We start from the raw sequence: 15,979 nt of genomic DNA on the forward strand, positions 1-15,979 counted from the left end.
TTTCAGCCAGAAAGCCCGATCGATGCCCAATTCTTCCACACCGCACACACCACCTAACAGATCTGAAAACGTCACTGAAAGTGTTTCCAAGTACGGGTACACCGAGACCCTGGAACGCGGCACCGGCAAATTTGCCTCGTTCGCCGTGGCCTTCGCGTTCGTCTCGATCGCCACCGGAATCTTCACCACCTACGGCAGCGTGCTCAACAGCTCCGGCCCGATGGGCATCTGGACCTGGCCGTTCGTGATCGTCGGCCAGGTGGCCGTGGCACTACTACTCGGCTCACTGGCCGCACGTATCCCCGTAACCGGCTACGCATACCAATGGGTGTCACGACTGGCCAACCCGATATTCGGCTGGATCACCGGATGGATCTCCTTCACCTTCCTGGCCATCGTGGTGGTCGCGGTGGACTACACCGTCGCCGCCACCGTGGTACCGGCACTGTTCGATTTCGAGGGCACCGCTGCGACGGGCTTCCTGATCACAGCAGGCGTCATGCTGCTGCAGGCACTGCTGGTCGGGTTGTCCACCAAGTGGACCGAACGGGTCAACAACTTCGCCGTCACCGCCGAGCTGATCGTGATGGTCGCGCTGGTGGTGCTGCTGTTCATCGTCGGCGTCATCGCGCACAAGCTCTCGGTTGGAAACCTGTTCTCCCACGGCGCAATCCCCACCGAGAACTACTGGAGTTTCGGCACCGCCACCTCGGTGGGGCCATGGATGCTCGGCTTCCTGCTCGGCGCCTTCACCATCGTCGGCTTCGAGTCGGCAGCCAACCTCGCCGAGGAGACCAAGCACCCCGAAGTCGTTGTGCCGCGCGCGATGTGGCAGGCCGTACTGGCCTCTGGCATCCTGGGCTTCCTGTTCCTGCTGGTGGTGACCGCCGCCGTCAACGATCCTGTCGCGCTTGCGCAGTCGGGCACGCCGATCGCCGATGTCATCCGTGACATCCTCGGCTCGTTCGTCGGCACCGCGCTACTGATCTTCGTCGCGGTCGGAATCTTCGCCTGCGGCCTGGTCATCACGATGAGTGGAGTGCGGCTGGTCTGGGCGATGTCACGCGATCAGCGGTTCCCCGGATGGCAAGCGCTGCAGAAGGTCTCCCCTCGGTTCAAGACACCGCTGAACGCCACGGTGGCCATGTTCATCATCTCGTCGGTGATCCTGGCGCTGTTCTCGACCAGCACCGACGCGCTGTTCAAACTGTTCTCGGCGGCAACGTTGCTTCCGGCGATCATCTACGCCATCACCGTCGGGCTCTACATCACCAAGCGCCGCCAACTGCCGCCCACTGCCGGCTTCAGCCTCGGCCGGTGGGAGGTCCCGGTCATCGCGGTCGCGGTCGCCTGGCTGCTTCTCGCGCTGTCGCTGTTTCGTGACGTCTCCTTCCGCGATCCCTGGCTCTACGTCCTCGTGATGGTGGCTATCGGCGCGGTCTATCTCGGCTACCTGCTGATCACCCGCGGCCGCGACGGACTCAAGATGCCCGGGCTGTCCTCGATCGACGCCGAACTGGACCAGGTCGCGGGCGACACCGAGGGTGCCGTGAGATGACGGTTCTGGCCATCGACCAAGGCACCTCGGGTACCAAGGCGATCGTTGTCGACCCCGAGCAGGGTGTCGTCGGCGTGGCCGAACGGTCTGTGCACCCGCGCTACCTCGAGGGCGGCGGCGTCGAGCAGGACCCGGCAGAACTGCTGGAGTCCGTGCTCGGCGCCGGACGAGCCGCGCTCGCGGAAGCCGGCCGCCCAATCGATGCGGTGTCTCTGGCGAATCAGGGCGAAACCGTGCTGGCCTGGGATCCCGGCACCGGCAAGCCGCTGACCCAGGCCATCGTGTGGCAGGACCGCCGGGCCGAGGCGCTGTGCGCCGACCTCGGCCAGCACGCCGACATGGTCGCCGCCCGAACCGGATTGGTGCTCGACCCGTATTTCTCGGCACCCAAGATGGCTTGGCTGCGGCGCAATGTCCAGACGGCCGGCGTGATAACCACGTCCGACACCTGGCTGCTGCACCAGCTCACCGGCGAGTTCGTCACCGATGCCACCACTGCCAGCCGTTCGGCTGCCGTGGAGTTGGGTGCCCGGGACTGGAGCCCCGAGTTGCTCTCACTGTTCGGTCTGGACGGCGAACGCCTGCCCCGGATTGCGGCCAACGACGAGATCATCGGCACCACATCGGCTTTCGGTCCCGACGTCGCGGTCGGCGGGATCGTGGTGGACCAGCAGGCCGCGCTGCTGGCCGAGGCCTGCCTCGAACCGGGCATGGCCAAGTGCACGTTCGGCACCGGCGCATTCCTGCTGTCCAACGCCGGCACCACCCCGGTGCGCTCCACCACTGGCCTGACCTCGTCGGTGGCTTGGCGGGTCGGCGGGGTCGACTCGTTCTGTATCGACGGCCAGGTCTACACCGCTGCGTCGGCTGTGAAATGGCTGGCCTCGCTCGGCATCATCAGCGGGGCCGCGGAGATGGACGGCATCGCCGAATCCGACAATGCCGGCGTGCTGTGCGTACCCGCGCTGGCGGGCCTGGCCGCGCCGTGGTGGAAATCCCAAGCCACCGCGACGATCTCGGGCATGACCTTGTCCACCGGGCGCGGCCACGTCGTGCTGGCGGTATTGCAGGGGATCGCCGCACAGGTCGCCGAGCTGGTCTCGGCGATCGACGCCGACGCACCACCGTTGACCCGGCTGCGCGCTGACGGCGGGCTCACCCAGTCCACGGTGCTGATGCAGGCCTGCGCCGACATCCTGCAGGTTCCCGTCGACGTGTACCCGTCGGCACATGCCACCGCGCTGGGCGCCGCCGCGCTGGCCCGGCTCAGCCTGGCACCCGCACAGCCGGTGTCCGACGTCGTCACCGACTGGACACCATCGGCCGGTTACGAACCCCGATGGAGCCCGGCCCGAGCGACCGAATTCCGCTCGGCGTGGCGAGAACTCGCCGAAACCACGTACAACCAGGAGATTTCATGAACACCCCGACCTCGGACGGCTTTGACGTCGTGGTCATCGGAGCCGGCATCGTCGGCTCAGCCATCGCGCGCGAGCTGTCCGGATACCGACTGTCGGTGGCCCTGCTCGAAGCCCGCGACGATGTCGGCGACGGCACCAGCAAGGCCAATACCGCGATCCTGCACACCGGATTCGACGCCAAACCGGGCACGCTTGAATCCAGGATGGTCAGCCGGGGCTACGAATTGCTGTCGGAGTACGCGACACACGCCGGAATCCCGGTCGAACACACCGGGGCCATCCTGGTGGCCTGGGACGACGAACAGCTCGACGCCCTACCGGGTTTGAAGGAAAAGGCCGAGGCCAATGGTTATCAGCTTTGCCAGATCGTGGATTCCGCGGCCGTGTACACCGCGGTCCCCGCGCTGGGTCCGGGCGCGCTCGGCGGGCTCACCGTGCCCGACGAATCGATCATCTGCACCTGGACTGTCAACCTCGCACTGGCTACCGATGCCGTCAACCGCGGCACCACGCTGCTGACCGATCACCGCGTCGAACGTGTCGAAACCGACGCCGAGGGCACCACCCTGCACACCAACGCCGGCGCGGTGCGCGCCCAGTGGGTGGTCAACGCTGCCGGGCTGGGCGCCGACGTCATCGACAACCTGTTCGGCTTCTCGCGATTCACCGTCACCCCGCGCCGCGGCGAGCTCATCGTCTACGACAAGCTGGCCCGGCCACTGGTCGACAAGATCGTGCTGCCGGTTCCGACGTCGCGCGGCAAGGGCGTTCTGGTCAGCCCCACGATCTACGGGAACGTCATGCTGGGCCCCACCTCCGAGGATCTGACAGACCGCTCCGCGACGGGCACCTCAGAGACCGGTTTCGAGTTCCTGCTCGAAAAGGGCCGGGCGCTCATGCCGCGGCTGCTGGCCGAGGAAGTCACCGCGACCTACGCCGGGCTTCGCGCCGCCATCGACCACGGCGATTACTTGATCGAACCCGATCCGGCACAGCACTATCTGCTGATCGGCGGGATCAGATCGACCGGCCTGACCGCCGGTATGGCCATCGCCGAATACGCCCGCGATCAACTGGTTTCGGCCGGACTCGACCTGACCCCGGCCGACGAACTGCCCGACCCTCCGCGGATGCCCAACCTGGGCGAGACCTTCCCCCGTCCCTATCAGCAGGCCGAGAAGATCGCCGCCGACCCCGCCTATGGCCGGATCGTGTGTTTCTGCGAACGCGTCACCGAGGGTGAACTGCGCGACGCCTGCCATTCCGTCATCCCACCCGCAGCCCTGGAGGGCCTGCGACGACGCACCCGCGTGATGAACGGCCGCTGCCAAGCGTTCTACTGCGGCGCCGAAGTGCAGTCGGTCTTCGAGCGGGAATCGCAGGGGACGACCCGATGAGCACCCACGACGTCGCGATCATCGGAGGTGGGCCCGCGGGCCTTACCGCCGCCGCTGACCTGGCCGGCTCGGGTCTGAATGTGGTTGTGCTGGAACGCGAATCCGCGGCCGGCGGCATCCCTCGGCACAGCGACCACCCGGGCTACGGCATCCGCGACATGAAAACCTCGATCAGCGGACCCGCCTACGCTCGCCGTCTGGTCAGCGAAGCCATCGCGGCCGGAGCGCAGATCCGCACCAACACCATGGTCACCGGCTGGGCCGGCGACACGTCGCTGGAACTCACCTCGCCCGTGGGCCGCGAGTGTCTCGACGCCCGCGCGGTCATCCTGGCCACCGGGGCGCGCGAGCGGGCGCGCCCCGCTCGCATGATCCCGGGCGATCGGCCCGGCGGCGTCTACACCACCGGGCAGCTGCAGAACATCGTGCACCTGAAGCACCGCAGCGTCGGCAAGCGCGCCGTCATCGTCGGCGCCGAGCTGGTCAGTTACTCCGCGGTGCTCACCCTCAAGCACGTCGGATGCGAAACCGCCCTGATGACAAGCGAATACCCCTCGCCCGAGTCCTACGCGGTGTTCAACCTCGCCGGCCGCACCCCGTTCATGGGTGTCACGGTGGCCACCACCACCCGGGTAACCCGCATCATCGGCAAGGGTGTGGTCGTAGGCGTGGAGGTCGAGAACACCCGTACCGGTCAGCGCCGCATCGTGGCATGCGACACCGTGGTGTTCACCGGCGACTGGATTCCCGACCACGAGCTGGCCCGTTCCGCCGGGCTCGACATGGACCCGAGCAGTCTGGGGCCCGTCGTCGATACCGCGCTGCGGACCAGCCGGGAAGGCGTGTTCGCGATCGGCAACCTGCTGCACCCGGTGGACACCGCCGATATCGCCGCGCTGGACGGCCGTCACGTGGCCACCCAGGTGCGCCGCTACCTCGGCGGCGCGACCACCCCGGACCACGGGATCCGCATCGAGGCCGCAGCCCCGCTGCGTTGGGTCGCGCCCAGCCTGCTGCGGCCCGGCGACCCCGCGCCCGCCCGGAAACGACTGCTGCTGTGGACCGACACCCTGGTGCGTATACCGAAAGTGGTTGCGCGACAGGATGGCAAAGCCATCGGTCGCAAGACGCTGCCGTGGCCCGCCTCACCGGGACGCGTGTTCCGGGTGCCGTCGAGCATCCTCGACGGGGTCGATCACCGCGGCGGGCCGATCACCCTTTCGCTGGGGTGAACCCGATGTTCAGTTCGGTGAGACCGCGCAGCAGGAACGTCGGCTCGTAGGAGTACTGCCGCTGTCCGGCGGGACCGTGCGCCGACTCGTCAATCGTGATGTCCCGCATGCGGTCCAGCAGGCGACGAACGGTGATCTGCCCTTCCACCCGGGCCAAAGGTGCCCCGGCGCAGGTGTGGATGCCGCGCCCGAAGGCGATGTGCTCACGGACGTTCTTGCGATCCGGACGGAAGGTCTGGGGATCGTCGAACTTGCGGGGATCGCGGTTGGCCGCGCCGAGGCACAGCATCACGACGGTCCCCGCCTTCAAAGGGACGCCGCCGAGCGTGGTGGTCTTGCGGACCAGCCGGAAATCGATCTTCGTCGGCGAATGCATCCGCAGCGCCTCCTCGATGAAAGTCGGGATGCCGTCCGGATTCTCACGCAGCATCTGCTGGTATTCGGGGTGATCACCGAGGGTCTGCACCGCAGCGGTGAGCAGCTTGGTGACGGTCTCCTGCCCGGCGGCGAACAGGAAGGTGGCCGGCTTCACCACCTCCAGCAGCTCCGGGGTCGCACCGTCGGGATAGGTGGCGGTAGCCATGCCGGAGAGCACGTCGCCGCGGGGCTCGCGCCGGCGTTCGGCGAGGTATCCGGCGAACTTGTCGTCCAGATACCCCAGCGGGTCGCGGCCGACGGCCGACCCGTCGAGGGCACCGACATGGTTGCCCTCCGGAGGCCCCGCGCCCAACTCGGCGAGAAACTCAGGCCGGTCCGCCTCGGGAACGCCTAGTAGGTCGATGATCGCCGAGGTGGCAAAGGGTTTCGCGTACTCCGACAGGAACTCGCATTTTCCGTTGTCGATGAACTGATCGATCTGGTGATCGACCAACTGCCACATGTAGTCCTCGTTCTCCTTGAGCCGCCGTGGCGTCAGCAGCTTGCTCAGCAGGGAGCGAGCCCGCTCATGCTGCGGCGGGTCCATCACCACCATGTGCTCGTGGATCGGGAACAAGTGGCGGTGCGCCTCGATCTGCTCGCTGATGTCGTCACCCTCGGGTTCGAAGGGCAGCGGCGGGAACAGACCGCCGATCGCGTTGACCGCCGAGAAGGAGGCGTGGTCCTTGAACGCCGCCATGACTTCCTGGTAGCCGGTCACGGCCACCACCCCGTGGTGCGGTTCGGCGAACACAGGCCCGTTGCTGCGCAGGTACTCGTAGTACTCGTACGGGTCCTGAGCTACAGCCGGGTCGGCGAAGTAGTCGACTGAGGCGAGATCGGTCATGGCTCACTGGCCTTTCGTGCTGGTGTTCAGCAGGCTGATCGCCTGGCGCGGGCAGGCGTCGACGGCGGATTTGACGTTGTCCCAGGTATCTTGATCCCACTGCCTGTCCGGCTGGGTAGCGCCGGCCACCTCATCGTCGGACAGGTCGAAAACCTCGGGGGCGAGTTGGATGCACAGCGCATGGCCCTCACACAGGCCGACGTCCACATGCACCCGGGTCGCACTCATGTCTTCGGGCTCTCTTTCCTCAGTTCGAAGTTTGATCAATCGATCAAACCGTTAGGATGGCTCATGCTTACCACCCCCGACCTTCGGCGGTCAAGGACATCGCACGGCCAGAAACATCTGTTGTCGGGCAATGGTTTTCGGAGACTGCACTGATGCCGGCGGCACGCGCGGCCAAGGAGAAGGACGCGGGCACCCGCAGGCGCCTGATGGAGGCAACCGCCCAGGTCATCCGGGACGAGGGATACGCCGCGGCCACCACCCGGCGGATCGCGGCCGTGGCCGGTGTCCGTTCGGCGCTGGTCTACTACTACTTCGACACCCTCGACGACCTGTTCATCTCGGTGCTGCGCAGCGGTGCCGACGCCGCCCTGGCCCGGATGCGCGAGGCTCTCACCACCGACGATCCACTGCGGGCCTTGTGGCTGATCAACTCCGACTCGCGGGTGACCGGCCTCAACACCGAGTTCATGGCATTGGCCAACCACCGCAAGCCGATCAGCGTCGAATTGAAGGCCTACTCCGAGCGGGTTCGCGACATCGAGGCAGCTGCCATGGCGGGAGTCCTGCGTGCCCACGGTGTGGACATGGAGGAGTTTCCGCCTGTCGTGATGTCAATGCTGCTCACCCAGTCCGCCCGCAGCCTGTGCAACGAAGAGGCGGTCGGCGTGACCGAGGGCCACGCCGAGTTCCGCGCCTTCGTCGAGCGATTCCTGCGCCGGTTCGGCAGCGAGGCGGCCGCTACTTGAGCATGCTGCCCGCGTCCACCGTGACCGGCAGACCGGTGATGTAGCGGGCCTCATCAGAGGCCAGGAACAGCACCGCGTTGCTGATGTCGACGGGCTCAACCCAACCGACCGGCAGCACATGCATCATCTGGGCGACCACGGCCATGTCGTCGGGACCCGGGTTCTCCAGGTCGGGGCGGAACAGCTTCATCGTGCCCTCGTTCATGAACATCGGGGTGTTGACGTTCGTCGGACACACCGAGTTCACCCGGATCGAGTGCTGACCCAACTCGACGGCGAAACTGCGCATCAGGCCGATCACACCGTGCTTGGCCGCGATGTAGTGGCCGGTATGCGGGTATGCCTTGAGCCCGCCGACCGAACTGGTCAGGATGATCGATCCGCCCCTGCCACCGGAAAGAATGTGCGGCACTGCGGCTTTCACGGACTTCCAGACACCGGACAGATTGACGCCGATCATGTCGTCCCAGTCAGACTCTTTGGTCTCGTGCAGGACATCGCCACCGTTGCCGATCCCGGCGTTGGCCACCACGATGTCGAGTCGGCCCAGTTGCTCCACACCGCTGTCGACGGTCTCTTTGAGCGCGCCGAAGTCACGCACATCGAGCTCGGCGGTGACGATACGACGGTCGAGACCCTTGATCAGATCCGCCGTTTCGGCCAGATCGTCCGGGGTGGACGCCGGAATCGCACTGGTGTCGGTAATGGGGGCGCAGACGTCGACCGCGATGATGTCGGCGCCCTCTTGCGCCAATCGCAGCGCATGGCTGCGCCCCTGTCCGCGTGCCGCACCGGTAACCAGGGCGACCTTGCCCTCTACCCGACCAGTCATGTGTGTCCTCTTTCCATCGTTTTGATCGATTGATCAAACCCTGGCATCACCCAAGGACAGTGTCAAGGATCACTTTGATCGACTGATCAGGCCGGGGCGCCGGTACAAACGGAACTGGGCCCCACCCTGACGGATGGGGCCCAGCTACGCACCGTGCTACTTGTTACGAGTCAGAGCCCGAGCTCTTCTTGGAGCCACTGGACCCCTTCGACTTGTCAGCTCCGCCGGCCTTGGTCGCCTTGGGCTTGGTCTCCTTCGCCTTGGTTTCCTTGGCCGAGCTCTCCTTGGCCGAGCTCTCCTTGGCCGTGGTGTCCTTGGCGGTAACCTTCGATTCCTTGGTCTTGGCCTGCCGGGCTTCCTTGGCGTCGTTGATCTTGGCCTTGATCCGGTCGGTGATCTTGGTCCTGCCCTTGGCTGTGTCATCGGCCTTCACGGACTTGTCAGCCACCAGCGTGGCAACGGATCCGGCGGCAGCCTCATCCGTCGCCGCGACCTTCGGAGCCTCAACGGCCACGGTCTCGACCTTCGGAGCCTCAACGGCCACGGTCTCGGACTTCGGAGCTTCGACCGCCGGGGCCGCTTCCTTCACCGACTCGGCAACCGGGGCCGATTCCTTCACCGACTCGGTCAGCGCCAGCTTAGGCGCGAACGCGGAAACCAGCTGAGCGGCGACGCTCTGGGGCACCGACGACACGGCCGATGTCGGGGCGGGCGTCTCCGGGGTGTTGTCGATGGCATCGGCCAGGCTCTTGGGGATGTTCACCAGCAGGTTCTGCAGGAGACCCGCGACCACCCGGGCGCCACCCTGCTCGCCGGGCTCGGCCCAGGTGAGGAGGGCCGGCCACTCGGTGTAGCCCCCGGTACCCGTCTCGGGGTCGGCATCGGAGTATTTGAATCCGTTGAGTGCCGCGTTGACGAGGATCCCCGGCGTGTTGACCACGGCGTTGAAGGCCCCCTGCGCGTCACCGGCGGCGACGCTGGTGCTGACCGCCTCGGCAATGCGTGCGAGCTCGAACGCAGGGCCGCTGATCGTCGCGAAGGCACCCTGGAACACAGCGCTGACGAGAACGCTGGAGGTAAAGGTCGCGGCGACGAGGTTCGTGAAGTTCTGCGCGATCTGCTCCGGGATACCGGTCAGATACTCGGTTTCGCCACGCGGAATGCCCGAGAGAATGAACCCGGGAGCGATCAGCGGACCGAAGGCGCCCTGGAACGCGTACAGCATGGAGGCGTTGAACAACTCGTACGCGCCGGCGATATCGCCCGCCTCGAGTGCGGCCTGCGCCGCGTCCAACTTGACCTTGCCGTTGCGGCCGTCGTACCAGGTCTCCAGCGAGGTCGGGATGGCTTGGAACGCTGAACCGAACTTCTCCGCGTAACCCTGCTGGTTCTCCAGCACCTGGCCCAGCAGCGGTGCCGGATTGGCTGCGAGCGCGGCGCCCAGAGACTGCAGGTTGCCGAACGTGTTGCTGAACAGCGTCCCATAGACATCGACCGGCGAGGCGGTGGCGTCCATCGTCGCCGCAGTCAGGTCGTAGGCGAAGCTCTGCGCCTGCTGAATGAGGGTCGTGTTCTGGGCAACCGGGGTCACCGCGAGCGCGCTGGCACTCACCATGGCGACGCCGGCGATAAGGAACCGATCCTTCCGGCTCACCACTGGGGTGTCACCGGAGGAGAGGGCAGGTAGGGGCACGGAAACTCCTGAAGCTGATAATTGACTGAGGAACGACCAAAAATTAGCTTAGCTTTCCCTAAATATCAATAGGTATGCCTACCCTGACCATCTGCATCGTAAATATGTGCTGAAACACGAACTGGGGCCCCCTCTCGTGGGAGGGGGCCCCAGCCGTGTCAACGACAGAAAGTCAGAGCCAGGTATCGGGCGTGGTCGCCGTCAGGAACGCATCCAGATCGTCACGCCACTGCGCCGGGGTGTTCTTGTCCGGCTCGATCCCGGTGTACTCACCGCGGTAGAACAGCAGCGGTCGGGGCTTGCGTTTGGGGACCTCGGACAACGAATGCACCGAACCGAACACCACGAAGTGGTCCCCACCGTCGTGCACGGAATGCACGTTGCAGTCGATGTGGGCGAGGCTGCCGTCAATCACCGGAGAGCCGAGTTCCGAAGGGGCCCAGTCGATCCCGGCGAACTTGTCCGGCGCCTTGGAGCCGAACTGCGCGGACACATGCTGCTGCTTCTCGTGCAGCATGTTCACGCAGAACTTCCCACTGGCCTCGATGGCCTGCCACGCCCGCGACTGCTTGGTGGGGCAGAACAACACCAGCGGCGGGTCCAGCGAAAGCGCCGCGAACGACTGGCAGGCAAAGCCGATCGGCACGTCCTCGTGCAGGGTGGTGATCACTGTGACGCCAGTACAGAACTGGCCGAGCACATTTCGGAACGTGCGCGGGTCGAGCGGCTGAGCCTCGGTCATAAAAAAGCCTGTGTCACTTGAATCCGACGGAGAAATCGTGGCCCCAGAGACTGATCCCGACGCTCTCGCGGGCGATCCAGCTCTCATCCTCGACTTCCAGTCCCTCACAACCGAATTCCATGTCGAACCCACCCGGGGTCTTCATGTAGAAGGACAGCATCTTGTCATTGATGTGCCGGCCCAGCGTCGCCGACATCTTGACCTTGCGGCGCTGCGCGCGATCCAGGCACAAGCCGACATCGTCGGAGTTCTCCACCTCGACCATCAGGTGCACGATGCCGGTCGGGTTGGGCATCGGCATGAAGGCCAGCGCGTGGTGGCGCGGGTTGCAGCCGTAGAAGCGCAGCCACACCGGATCGCCGTCGGCCGGGCGACCCGCGAGCTGCGGGGGCAGCTGCATCGAGTCGCGCAACTTGAAGCCCAGCACGTCCTGATAGAACGCCTGCGCCGCGGCATCGTCGTTACACGTCAGCACCACGTGCCCGAGGCCCTGCTCAGCGGTGACAAACTTGTGGCCATAGGGGCTGACGAACCGGCGGCCCAGATACTGCGCACCGTAGAACGCCTCGAGGACATTGCCTGCGGGGTCGGAGAACCGGATCAGGCCCTCGACGCGGCGCTCACGAATCTCGTCCCTGGTGCCCTCGACGAAATCGACGCCCGCCTTGGACAGGCTCTCCCGCACGGTCTGCAGCGCGGGAGCGTCGGCAACCTCCCAACCGGAGATCAACAACCTGTCCTGATCGCCCGGCACGATCACCAGGCGGGCCGCGAAATCGTCCATCCGCAGGTAGAGTGCGTCCGGGATGGAACCCTCGCCCTCCACCATGCCGAGAACCTTCACGCCGAACTGGCGCCACGCCGCCACGTCGGTGGCCTCGATGCGCATGTAGCCGAGTGCCTTGATGCTCATCTGCTAACCCCCAAGGAAATCGATGGTGAGCTTGTTGAACTCGTCGAACTTCTCGACCTGAGCCCAGTGTCCACACTGCCCGAAGACATGGAGCTGAACCCGCGAAATCTGCTTGAGCGCCACCAGTGCGCCGTCGAGCGGGTTGACCCGGTCCTCACGGCCCCAGATCAGCAGCACCGGCTGACGCAGCTTGTACACCTCGCGCCACATCATGCCGAGCTCGAAATCAGCACCGGCGAACGACTTACCCATCGCGCGGGTGGCAGCCAGTGACTCCGGCGTGCTGGCAATCGCGAACCGCTCGTCGACCAGCTCAGGGGTGACCAGCTTCTGGTCGAACACCATGATCCGGATAAAGGCTTCGAGGTTCTCGCGCGTCGGTTCGAAGTTGAACTTGGCGAGCGCCTTGACGCCTTCGGTCGGGTCCGGCGCGAACAGGTTGACGCTCAAGCCGCCCGGGCCCATCAGGATCAGCTTGCCCGCACGGTCCGGGTAGTCCAACGCGAAGCGGACCGCGGTGCCGCCGCCGAGCGAGTTGCCCAGCAGCGGGATCCGGCCCTGCAGACCGAGGTGGTCGAACAGCCCGAGCAGCGCCTTGGCGCTGTAGCGGTTGTACTGCTCGTGCTCGGTGTGCTTGTCGGAGTGCCCGTAGCCGGGCTGGTCGACCGCGAGCACATGGTAGTGCTCGGCCAGCACCGCGATGTTGCGGCCGAAGTTCGACCAGCTCGAGGCGCCGGGGCCACCGCCGTGCAACAGCACGATGGTCTGCGCATTCGGGTCACCGGCCTCGTGGTAATGCAGCCGCATGTCATCTCTGACCTGCGCGTAGCGCGAGGTGGACTCGAAGGTGATCTCTTGCGTGGCAGTCATGTGTCAGACCATCGTGTCGGCCGGGGGCAGGCCGAACTCGTTGTTGCCGAAGATCAGGTAGGCCCGCTCGGGATCGTTGGCGGCGTGCACCCGGCCGGCGTGAGCGTCACGCCAGAACCGCTGCACCGGAGCGTCGTTGGACAGCGCGGTGGCACCCGAGGCCTCGAAGAGCCGGTCGATCGAGGCGATCGCACGGCCGGTGGCACGCACCTGATCGCGACGGGCGCGGGCCCGCAGCTCGAACGGGATCTCCTCACCCGCGACCAGCAGTGCGTACTCGTCGGCGACATTGCCCGACAGCTGACGCCAGGCCGCGTCGATGTCGCTGGCCGCCTCGGCGATCCGGATCTTGGCGAACGGATCGTCCTTGGCTTTCTCGCCGGCGAAGGCGGCGCGGACGCGCTTGCCCTGGTGCTCGACGTGCGCGTCGTAGGCGCCGTAGGCCATACCCACGATGGGGGCCGAGATGGTGGTGGGATGGATTGTGCCCCAAGGCATCTTGTACACCGGAGCGGTGTTGGTCTGGTACCCGCCGGCGGTGCCGTCATTCATCGCCTTGTAGGACAGGAAGCGGTGCTTGGGCACGAACACGTCCTTGACCACGACGGTGTTGCTGCCGGTGCCGCGCAGCCCGACGACGTTCCAGACGTCGTCGATCTGGTAGTCGGTGCGCGGGATCAGGAAGCTGCCGAAATCGACCGGCCGGCCGTCCTTGATGACCGGGCCACCCAGGAAGGCCCAGCTGGCGTGATCGCAACCCGAGGACCAGTTCCAGGCGCCGTTGACGATGTAGCCGTCACCGGTCTCGGTCACGACACCGGCACCCATCGGGGCGTAGGACGAGGAAATCCGGACCGAGGTGTCCTCGCCCCAGACATCTTCCTGAGCCTGCTGATCGAACAGCGCCAGGTGCCAGTTGTGCACACCGATGATGCCGGCCACCCAGCCGGTGGAACCGCAGGCGCTGGCCAACCGCCGGACCGCCTCGTAGAAAACCGTCGGGTCGCACTGGAGGCCGCCCCACTGCTCGGGCTGGAGCAGCTTGAAGAAACCGATGTCTTCCAGTGCCTTGACGTTCGCATCGGGCAGCTTGCGCAGATCCTCGGTCTCCTGAGCGCGCTCACGCAGCGTCGGCAGCAGTTCGTCGATGCCGGCCAGAACTGCCTGGACGTCACGCTGTTCAATGGATGTCACGGAATGCCTCCCAAGAATCGGACTGCGATGAGCGCGAGCTGACCGCCTAGACAGAGACTAGAACACGTTACGATTTGTGTCGAGTAGCGCCCGGCAATGCAGGGCTGGACCTGGGCAAGTACATTTTTGTAACATGTTCTAGTTATGAGTGATGAGAGGGTCCAGCCGTGACTGATGAACCATTGGGCAGCCATGTGCTCGAACTGCAGGTGAGCGCGGTCATCGAGGAGACGGCCGACGCGCGTTCCCTCGTGTTCTCTGTACCTGAGGGTTCCAACGTCCCCGCCGATCGGTTGCGCTACTCCCCGGGGCAGTTCCTGACGCTGCGGATACCGAGCGATCGCACCGGCTCGGTGGCCCGCTGCTATTCGCTGTCCAGCTCGCCGGTGACCGACGATCAGCTGACCGTCACGGTCAAGCGAACTGCCGACGGCTACGCGTCGAACTGGCTGTGCGACAACGCCCACGCCGGCATGAAGATGCACGTGCTGGCCCCGTCGGGCACGTTCGTGCCGCGCGACCTCAACACCGACTTCCTGCTGCTGGCCGCGGGCAGCGGCATCACCCCGATGATGGCGATCTGCAAGTCCGCGCTCGCCGAGGGCACCGGCAACGTCGTCCTCGTCTACGCCAACCGCGACGAGAACTCGGTCATCTTCGGCGCGACCCTGCGTGACCTCGCCGCCAAGTACCCCGACCGGTTCACCGTCGTGCACTGGCTGGAGACCGTGCAGGGGCTGCCCAGTCCGGCCGCGCTCGCCGGACTCGTCGCGCCCTATGCCGCGCGCGAGGCGTTCATCTGCGGACCCGGGCCGTTCATGGCGTCAGCCGAGCAGGCGCTGCAGCAGGCCGGCACCGCCGACGAGCGCATCCACATCGAGGTGTTCAAGTCGCTGGATTCCGACCCGTTCGCCGCCGTGGTGATCGAGGAAGATGACAGCGACCAGGGGCCGGCCACCGCGATCGTCACCCTGGACGGCACCACCCACGAGGTTCGTTGGCCGCGCTCGGCCACGCTGCTCGACGTCCTGCTGGACAAGGGATTGGACGCACCGTTCTCCTGCCGCGAGGGCCATTGCGGCGCCTGCGCGGTGCTCAAGAAGTCCGGGGACGTCGAGATGAAGATCAACGACGTGCTCGAACCGTCCGATCTGGACGAGGGGCTGATCCTGGGTTGCCAGGCCACGCCGGTGTCGGATTCAGTCGAAGTCACCTACGACGAGTAACGAGCGGATACCTTTCTTGACGATGACGATCAACAGGCTTTCCGCAGCGAGCACGGCAGCAGTGCTGACCGCGTCTGCGCTGGCGTTCCCCGCGTCGGCCACGGCCGCCGCCAACTCGGCCGTCAGCTCGATCCCGAGCCCCCAGGGCACCATCGAGATGCACGTCAGCGCCGACTGCTCGGGCACCACGTGCAACTTCAACACCTCGGCGAATCTGCTGACACCGGACGGCCCCATCGGATTCCCCGGTGATGCGTGGGCGCGTCAGACCATCACCCTGCGCAGTTCCAACAAAGACACCTGGCAGGAAGCGTCCTACAGCGCCCCGGCCGGGATGCCGCGGGAGATCAAGGGCTCCAACCACGACAACGTCCTGTCGAAGTTGTACCGGTCGGTCAACAAGGTCGAGATCTCGGCGACCTACTTCGGCGGCGGGCCGATCGAACGCTTCAGCATCGACGGCGTGTCGACACCCACCAAGTGGCAGACCGGACAGCCGAACACCGAGGACAAATTCATCATCTGCTCGGACATCCACGTGACCTGGGGCGGAGTGAACCTCACCACACCGAGCGCCTGCGTCACCACCGGCTTCTAGCGCTCGGGCTCACTAACCCCGGCGAACAGACGCGGAGGTACCCGAAAAGGGCACTTCAGGGGTAA

General features: G+C 65.8%; 15 protein-coding genes. 7 read left to right on the top strand and 8 right to left on the bottom strand.

All coding sequences use genetic code 11. From position 1 onward, the window contains the following. The first annotated feature begins 22 nt into the window (after positions 1–22). From HBE63_RS22330 to HBE63_RS22345, 4 genes are read left to right on the top strand one after another with little or no spacing between them, the layout of a single operon-like run. Positions 23–1,558, top strand: coding sequence for an amino acid permease (locus HBE63_RS22330; RefSeq protein ID WP_166906696.1), 1,536 nt, complete (start codon positions 23–25; stop codon positions 1,556–1,558). Next, positions 1,555–2,979, top strand: coding sequence for an FGGY family carbohydrate kinase (locus HBE63_RS22335; RefSeq protein ID WP_166906697.1), 1,425 nt, complete (start codon positions 1,555–1,557; stop codon positions 2,977–2,979). The genes HBE63_RS22330 and HBE63_RS22335 overlap by 4 nt, the downstream gene beginning before the upstream one ends. Next, positions 2,976–4,376, top strand: a complete 1,401-nt coding sequence (locus tag HBE63_RS22340) for an NAD(P)/FAD-dependent oxidoreductase (RefSeq protein WP_166906698.1) — start codon at positions 2,976–2,978, stop codon at positions 4,374–4,376. Before HBE63_RS22335 ends, HBE63_RS22340 begins: the two co-directional genes overlap by 4 nt. Next, positions 4,373–5,608, top strand: a complete 1,236-nt coding sequence (locus tag HBE63_RS22345; RefSeq protein WP_166906699.1) for an NAD(P)/FAD-dependent oxidoreductase — start codon at positions 4,373–4,375, stop codon at positions 5,606–5,608. Before HBE63_RS22340 ends, HBE63_RS22345 begins: the two co-directional genes overlap by 4 nt. Here the strand turns inward: HBE63_RS22345 and HBE63_RS22350 are convergent. Together HBE63_RS22350 and HBE63_RS22355 are read right to left on the bottom strand one after the other, a co-directional pair. After that, complete coding sequence (locus HBE63_RS22350) at positions 5,589–6,872, bottom strand: cytochrome P450 (RefSeq protein ID WP_166906700.1); 1,284 nt, start codon at positions 6,870–6,872, stop codon at positions 5,589–5,591. The two genes, HBE63_RS22345 and HBE63_RS22350, sit on opposite strands and share 20 nt — an antisense overlap. Before the next feature lie 3 nt (positions 6,873–6,875). After that, positions 6,876–7,100 (bottom strand): ferredoxin, encoded by a 225-nt coding sequence (locus HBE63_RS22355; protein ID WP_166906701.1) that lies wholly within the window; start codon positions 7,098–7,100, stop codon positions 6,876–6,878. 152 nt (positions 7,101–7,252) lie between these two features. Here HBE63_RS22355 and HBE63_RS22360 point away from each other — a divergent pair, with 152 nt between their 5' ends. Further along, complete coding sequence (locus tag HBE63_RS22360) at positions 7,253–7,846, top strand: TetR/AcrR family transcriptional regulator (RefSeq protein ID WP_166906702.1); 594 nt, start codon at positions 7,253–7,255, stop codon at positions 7,844–7,846. Here HBE63_RS22360 and HBE63_RS22365 read toward each other — a convergent pair. From HBE63_RS22365 to hsaA, 6 genes are all read right to left on the bottom strand, one after another. Further along, a complete protein-coding gene (locus HBE63_RS22365; RefSeq protein ID WP_166906703.1) occupies positions 7,839–8,678 on the bottom strand; it encodes a mycofactocin-coupled SDR family oxidoreductase in 840 nt (279 codons plus the stop codon). The genes HBE63_RS22360 and HBE63_RS22365 overlap by 8 nt on opposite strands. 163 nt (positions 8,679–8,841) lie before the next feature. Beyond that, on the bottom strand, positions 8,842–10,371 hold the full coding sequence (locus HBE63_RS22370) for a hypothetical protein (RefSeq protein ID WP_243858222.1): 1,530 nt from the start codon (positions 10,369–10,371) through the stop codon (positions 8,842–8,844). Positions 10,372–10,543: 172 nt separating this feature from the next. Further along, a complete protein-coding gene (gene hsaB, locus HBE63_RS22375; protein ID WP_166906704.1) occupies positions 10,544–11,113 on the bottom strand; it encodes a 3-hydroxy-9,10-secoandrosta-1,3,5(10)-triene-9,17-dione monooxygenase reductase subunit in 570 nt (189 codons plus the stop codon). Between the two features lie 13 nt (positions 11,114–11,126). Next, the gene (hsaC, locus tag HBE63_RS22380; protein ID WP_166906705.1) at positions 11,127–12,026 is read right to left on the bottom strand and encodes an iron-dependent extradiol dioxygenase HsaC; all 900 of its coding nucleotides are present in this window, start codon (positions 12,024–12,026) and stop codon (positions 11,127–11,129) included. Positions 12,027–12,029: 3 nt separating this feature from the next. Beyond that, positions 12,030–12,896 carry a 4,5:9,10-diseco-3-hydroxy-5,9,17-trioxoandrosta-1(10),2-diene-4-oate hydrolase gene (gene hsaD / locus HBE63_RS22385; protein WP_166906706.1) on the bottom strand — a complete coding sequence of 289 codons (867 nt, stop codon included), beginning with the start codon at positions 12,894–12,896 and terminating at the stop codon, positions 12,030–12,032. A 3-nt stretch (positions 12,897–12,899) separates the two neighbouring features. Then, on the bottom strand, positions 12,900–14,090 hold the full coding sequence (gene hsaA, locus HBE63_RS22390) for a 3-hydroxy-9,10-secoandrosta-1,3,5(10)-triene-9,17-dione monooxygenase oxygenase subunit (RefSeq protein WP_166906707.1): 1,191 nt from the start codon (positions 14,088–14,090) through the stop codon (positions 12,900–12,902). A 167-nt stretch (positions 14,091–14,257) separates the two neighbouring features. Here hsaA and HBE63_RS22395 point away from each other — a divergent pair, with 167 nt between their 5' ends. Both HBE63_RS22395 and HBE63_RS22400 read left to right on the top strand, forming a co-directional pair. After that, positions 14,258–15,316 (top strand): ferredoxin--NADP reductase, encoded by a 1,059-nt coding sequence (locus tag HBE63_RS22395; RefSeq protein WP_166906708.1) that lies wholly within the window; start codon positions 14,258–14,260, stop codon positions 15,314–15,316. Positions 15,317–15,344: 28 nt separating this feature from the next. Further along, positions 15,345–15,914 carry a hypothetical protein gene (locus tag HBE63_RS22400; RefSeq protein ID WP_166910081.1) on the top strand — a complete coding sequence of 190 codons (570 nt, stop codon included), beginning with the start codon at positions 15,345–15,347 and terminating at the stop codon, positions 15,912–15,914. Positions 15,915–15,979: the final 65 nt, after the last annotated feature.

The organism is Mycobacterium sp. DL440 (assembly GCF_011745145.1).
In the GTDB taxonomy this organism is placed as follows: domain Bacteria; phylum Actinomycetota; class Actinomycetes; order Mycobacteriales; family Mycobacteriaceae; genus Mycobacterium.

Coding starts and splice junctions, on each gene's coding strand:
- HBE63_RS22330 (WP_166906696.1), top strand. CDS start 23: ATGCCCAATTCTTCCACACCGCACACACCACCTAACAGATCTGAAAAC.
- HBE63_RS22335 (WP_166906697.1), top strand. CDS start 1,555: ATGACGGTTCTGGCCATCGACCAAGGCACCTCGGGTACCAAGGCGATC.
- HBE63_RS22340 (WP_166906698.1), top strand. CDS start 2,976: ATGAACACCCCGACCTCGGACGGCTTTGACGTCGTGGTCATCGGAGCC.
- HBE63_RS22345 (WP_166906699.1), top strand. CDS start 4,373: ATGAGCACCCACGACGTCGCGATCATCGGAGGTGGGCCCGCGGGCCTT.
- HBE63_RS22350 (WP_166906700.1), bottom strand. CDS start 6,872: ATGACCGATCTCGCCTCAGTCGACTACTTCGCCGACCCGGCTGTAGCT.
- HBE63_RS22355 (WP_166906701.1), bottom strand. CDS start 7,100: ATGAGTGCGACCCGGGTGCATGTGGACGTCGGCCTGTGTGAGGGCCAT.
- HBE63_RS22360 (WP_166906702.1), top strand. CDS start 7,253: ATGCCGGCGGCACGCGCGGCCAAGGAGAAGGACGCGGGCACCCGCAGG.
- HBE63_RS22365 (WP_166906703.1), bottom strand. CDS start 8,678: ATGACTGGTCGGGTAGAGGGCAAGGTCGCCCTGGTTACCGGTGCGGCA.
- hsaB (WP_166906704.1), bottom strand. CDS start 11,113: ATGACCGAGGCTCAGCCGCTCGACCCGCGCACGTTCCGAAATGTGCTC.
- hsaC (WP_166906705.1), bottom strand. CDS start 12,026: ATGAGCATCAAGGCACTCGGCTACATGCGCATCGAGGCCACCGACGTG.
- hsaD (WP_166906706.1), bottom strand. CDS start 12,896: ATGACTGCCACGCAAGAGATCACCTTCGAGTCCACCTCGCGCTACGCG.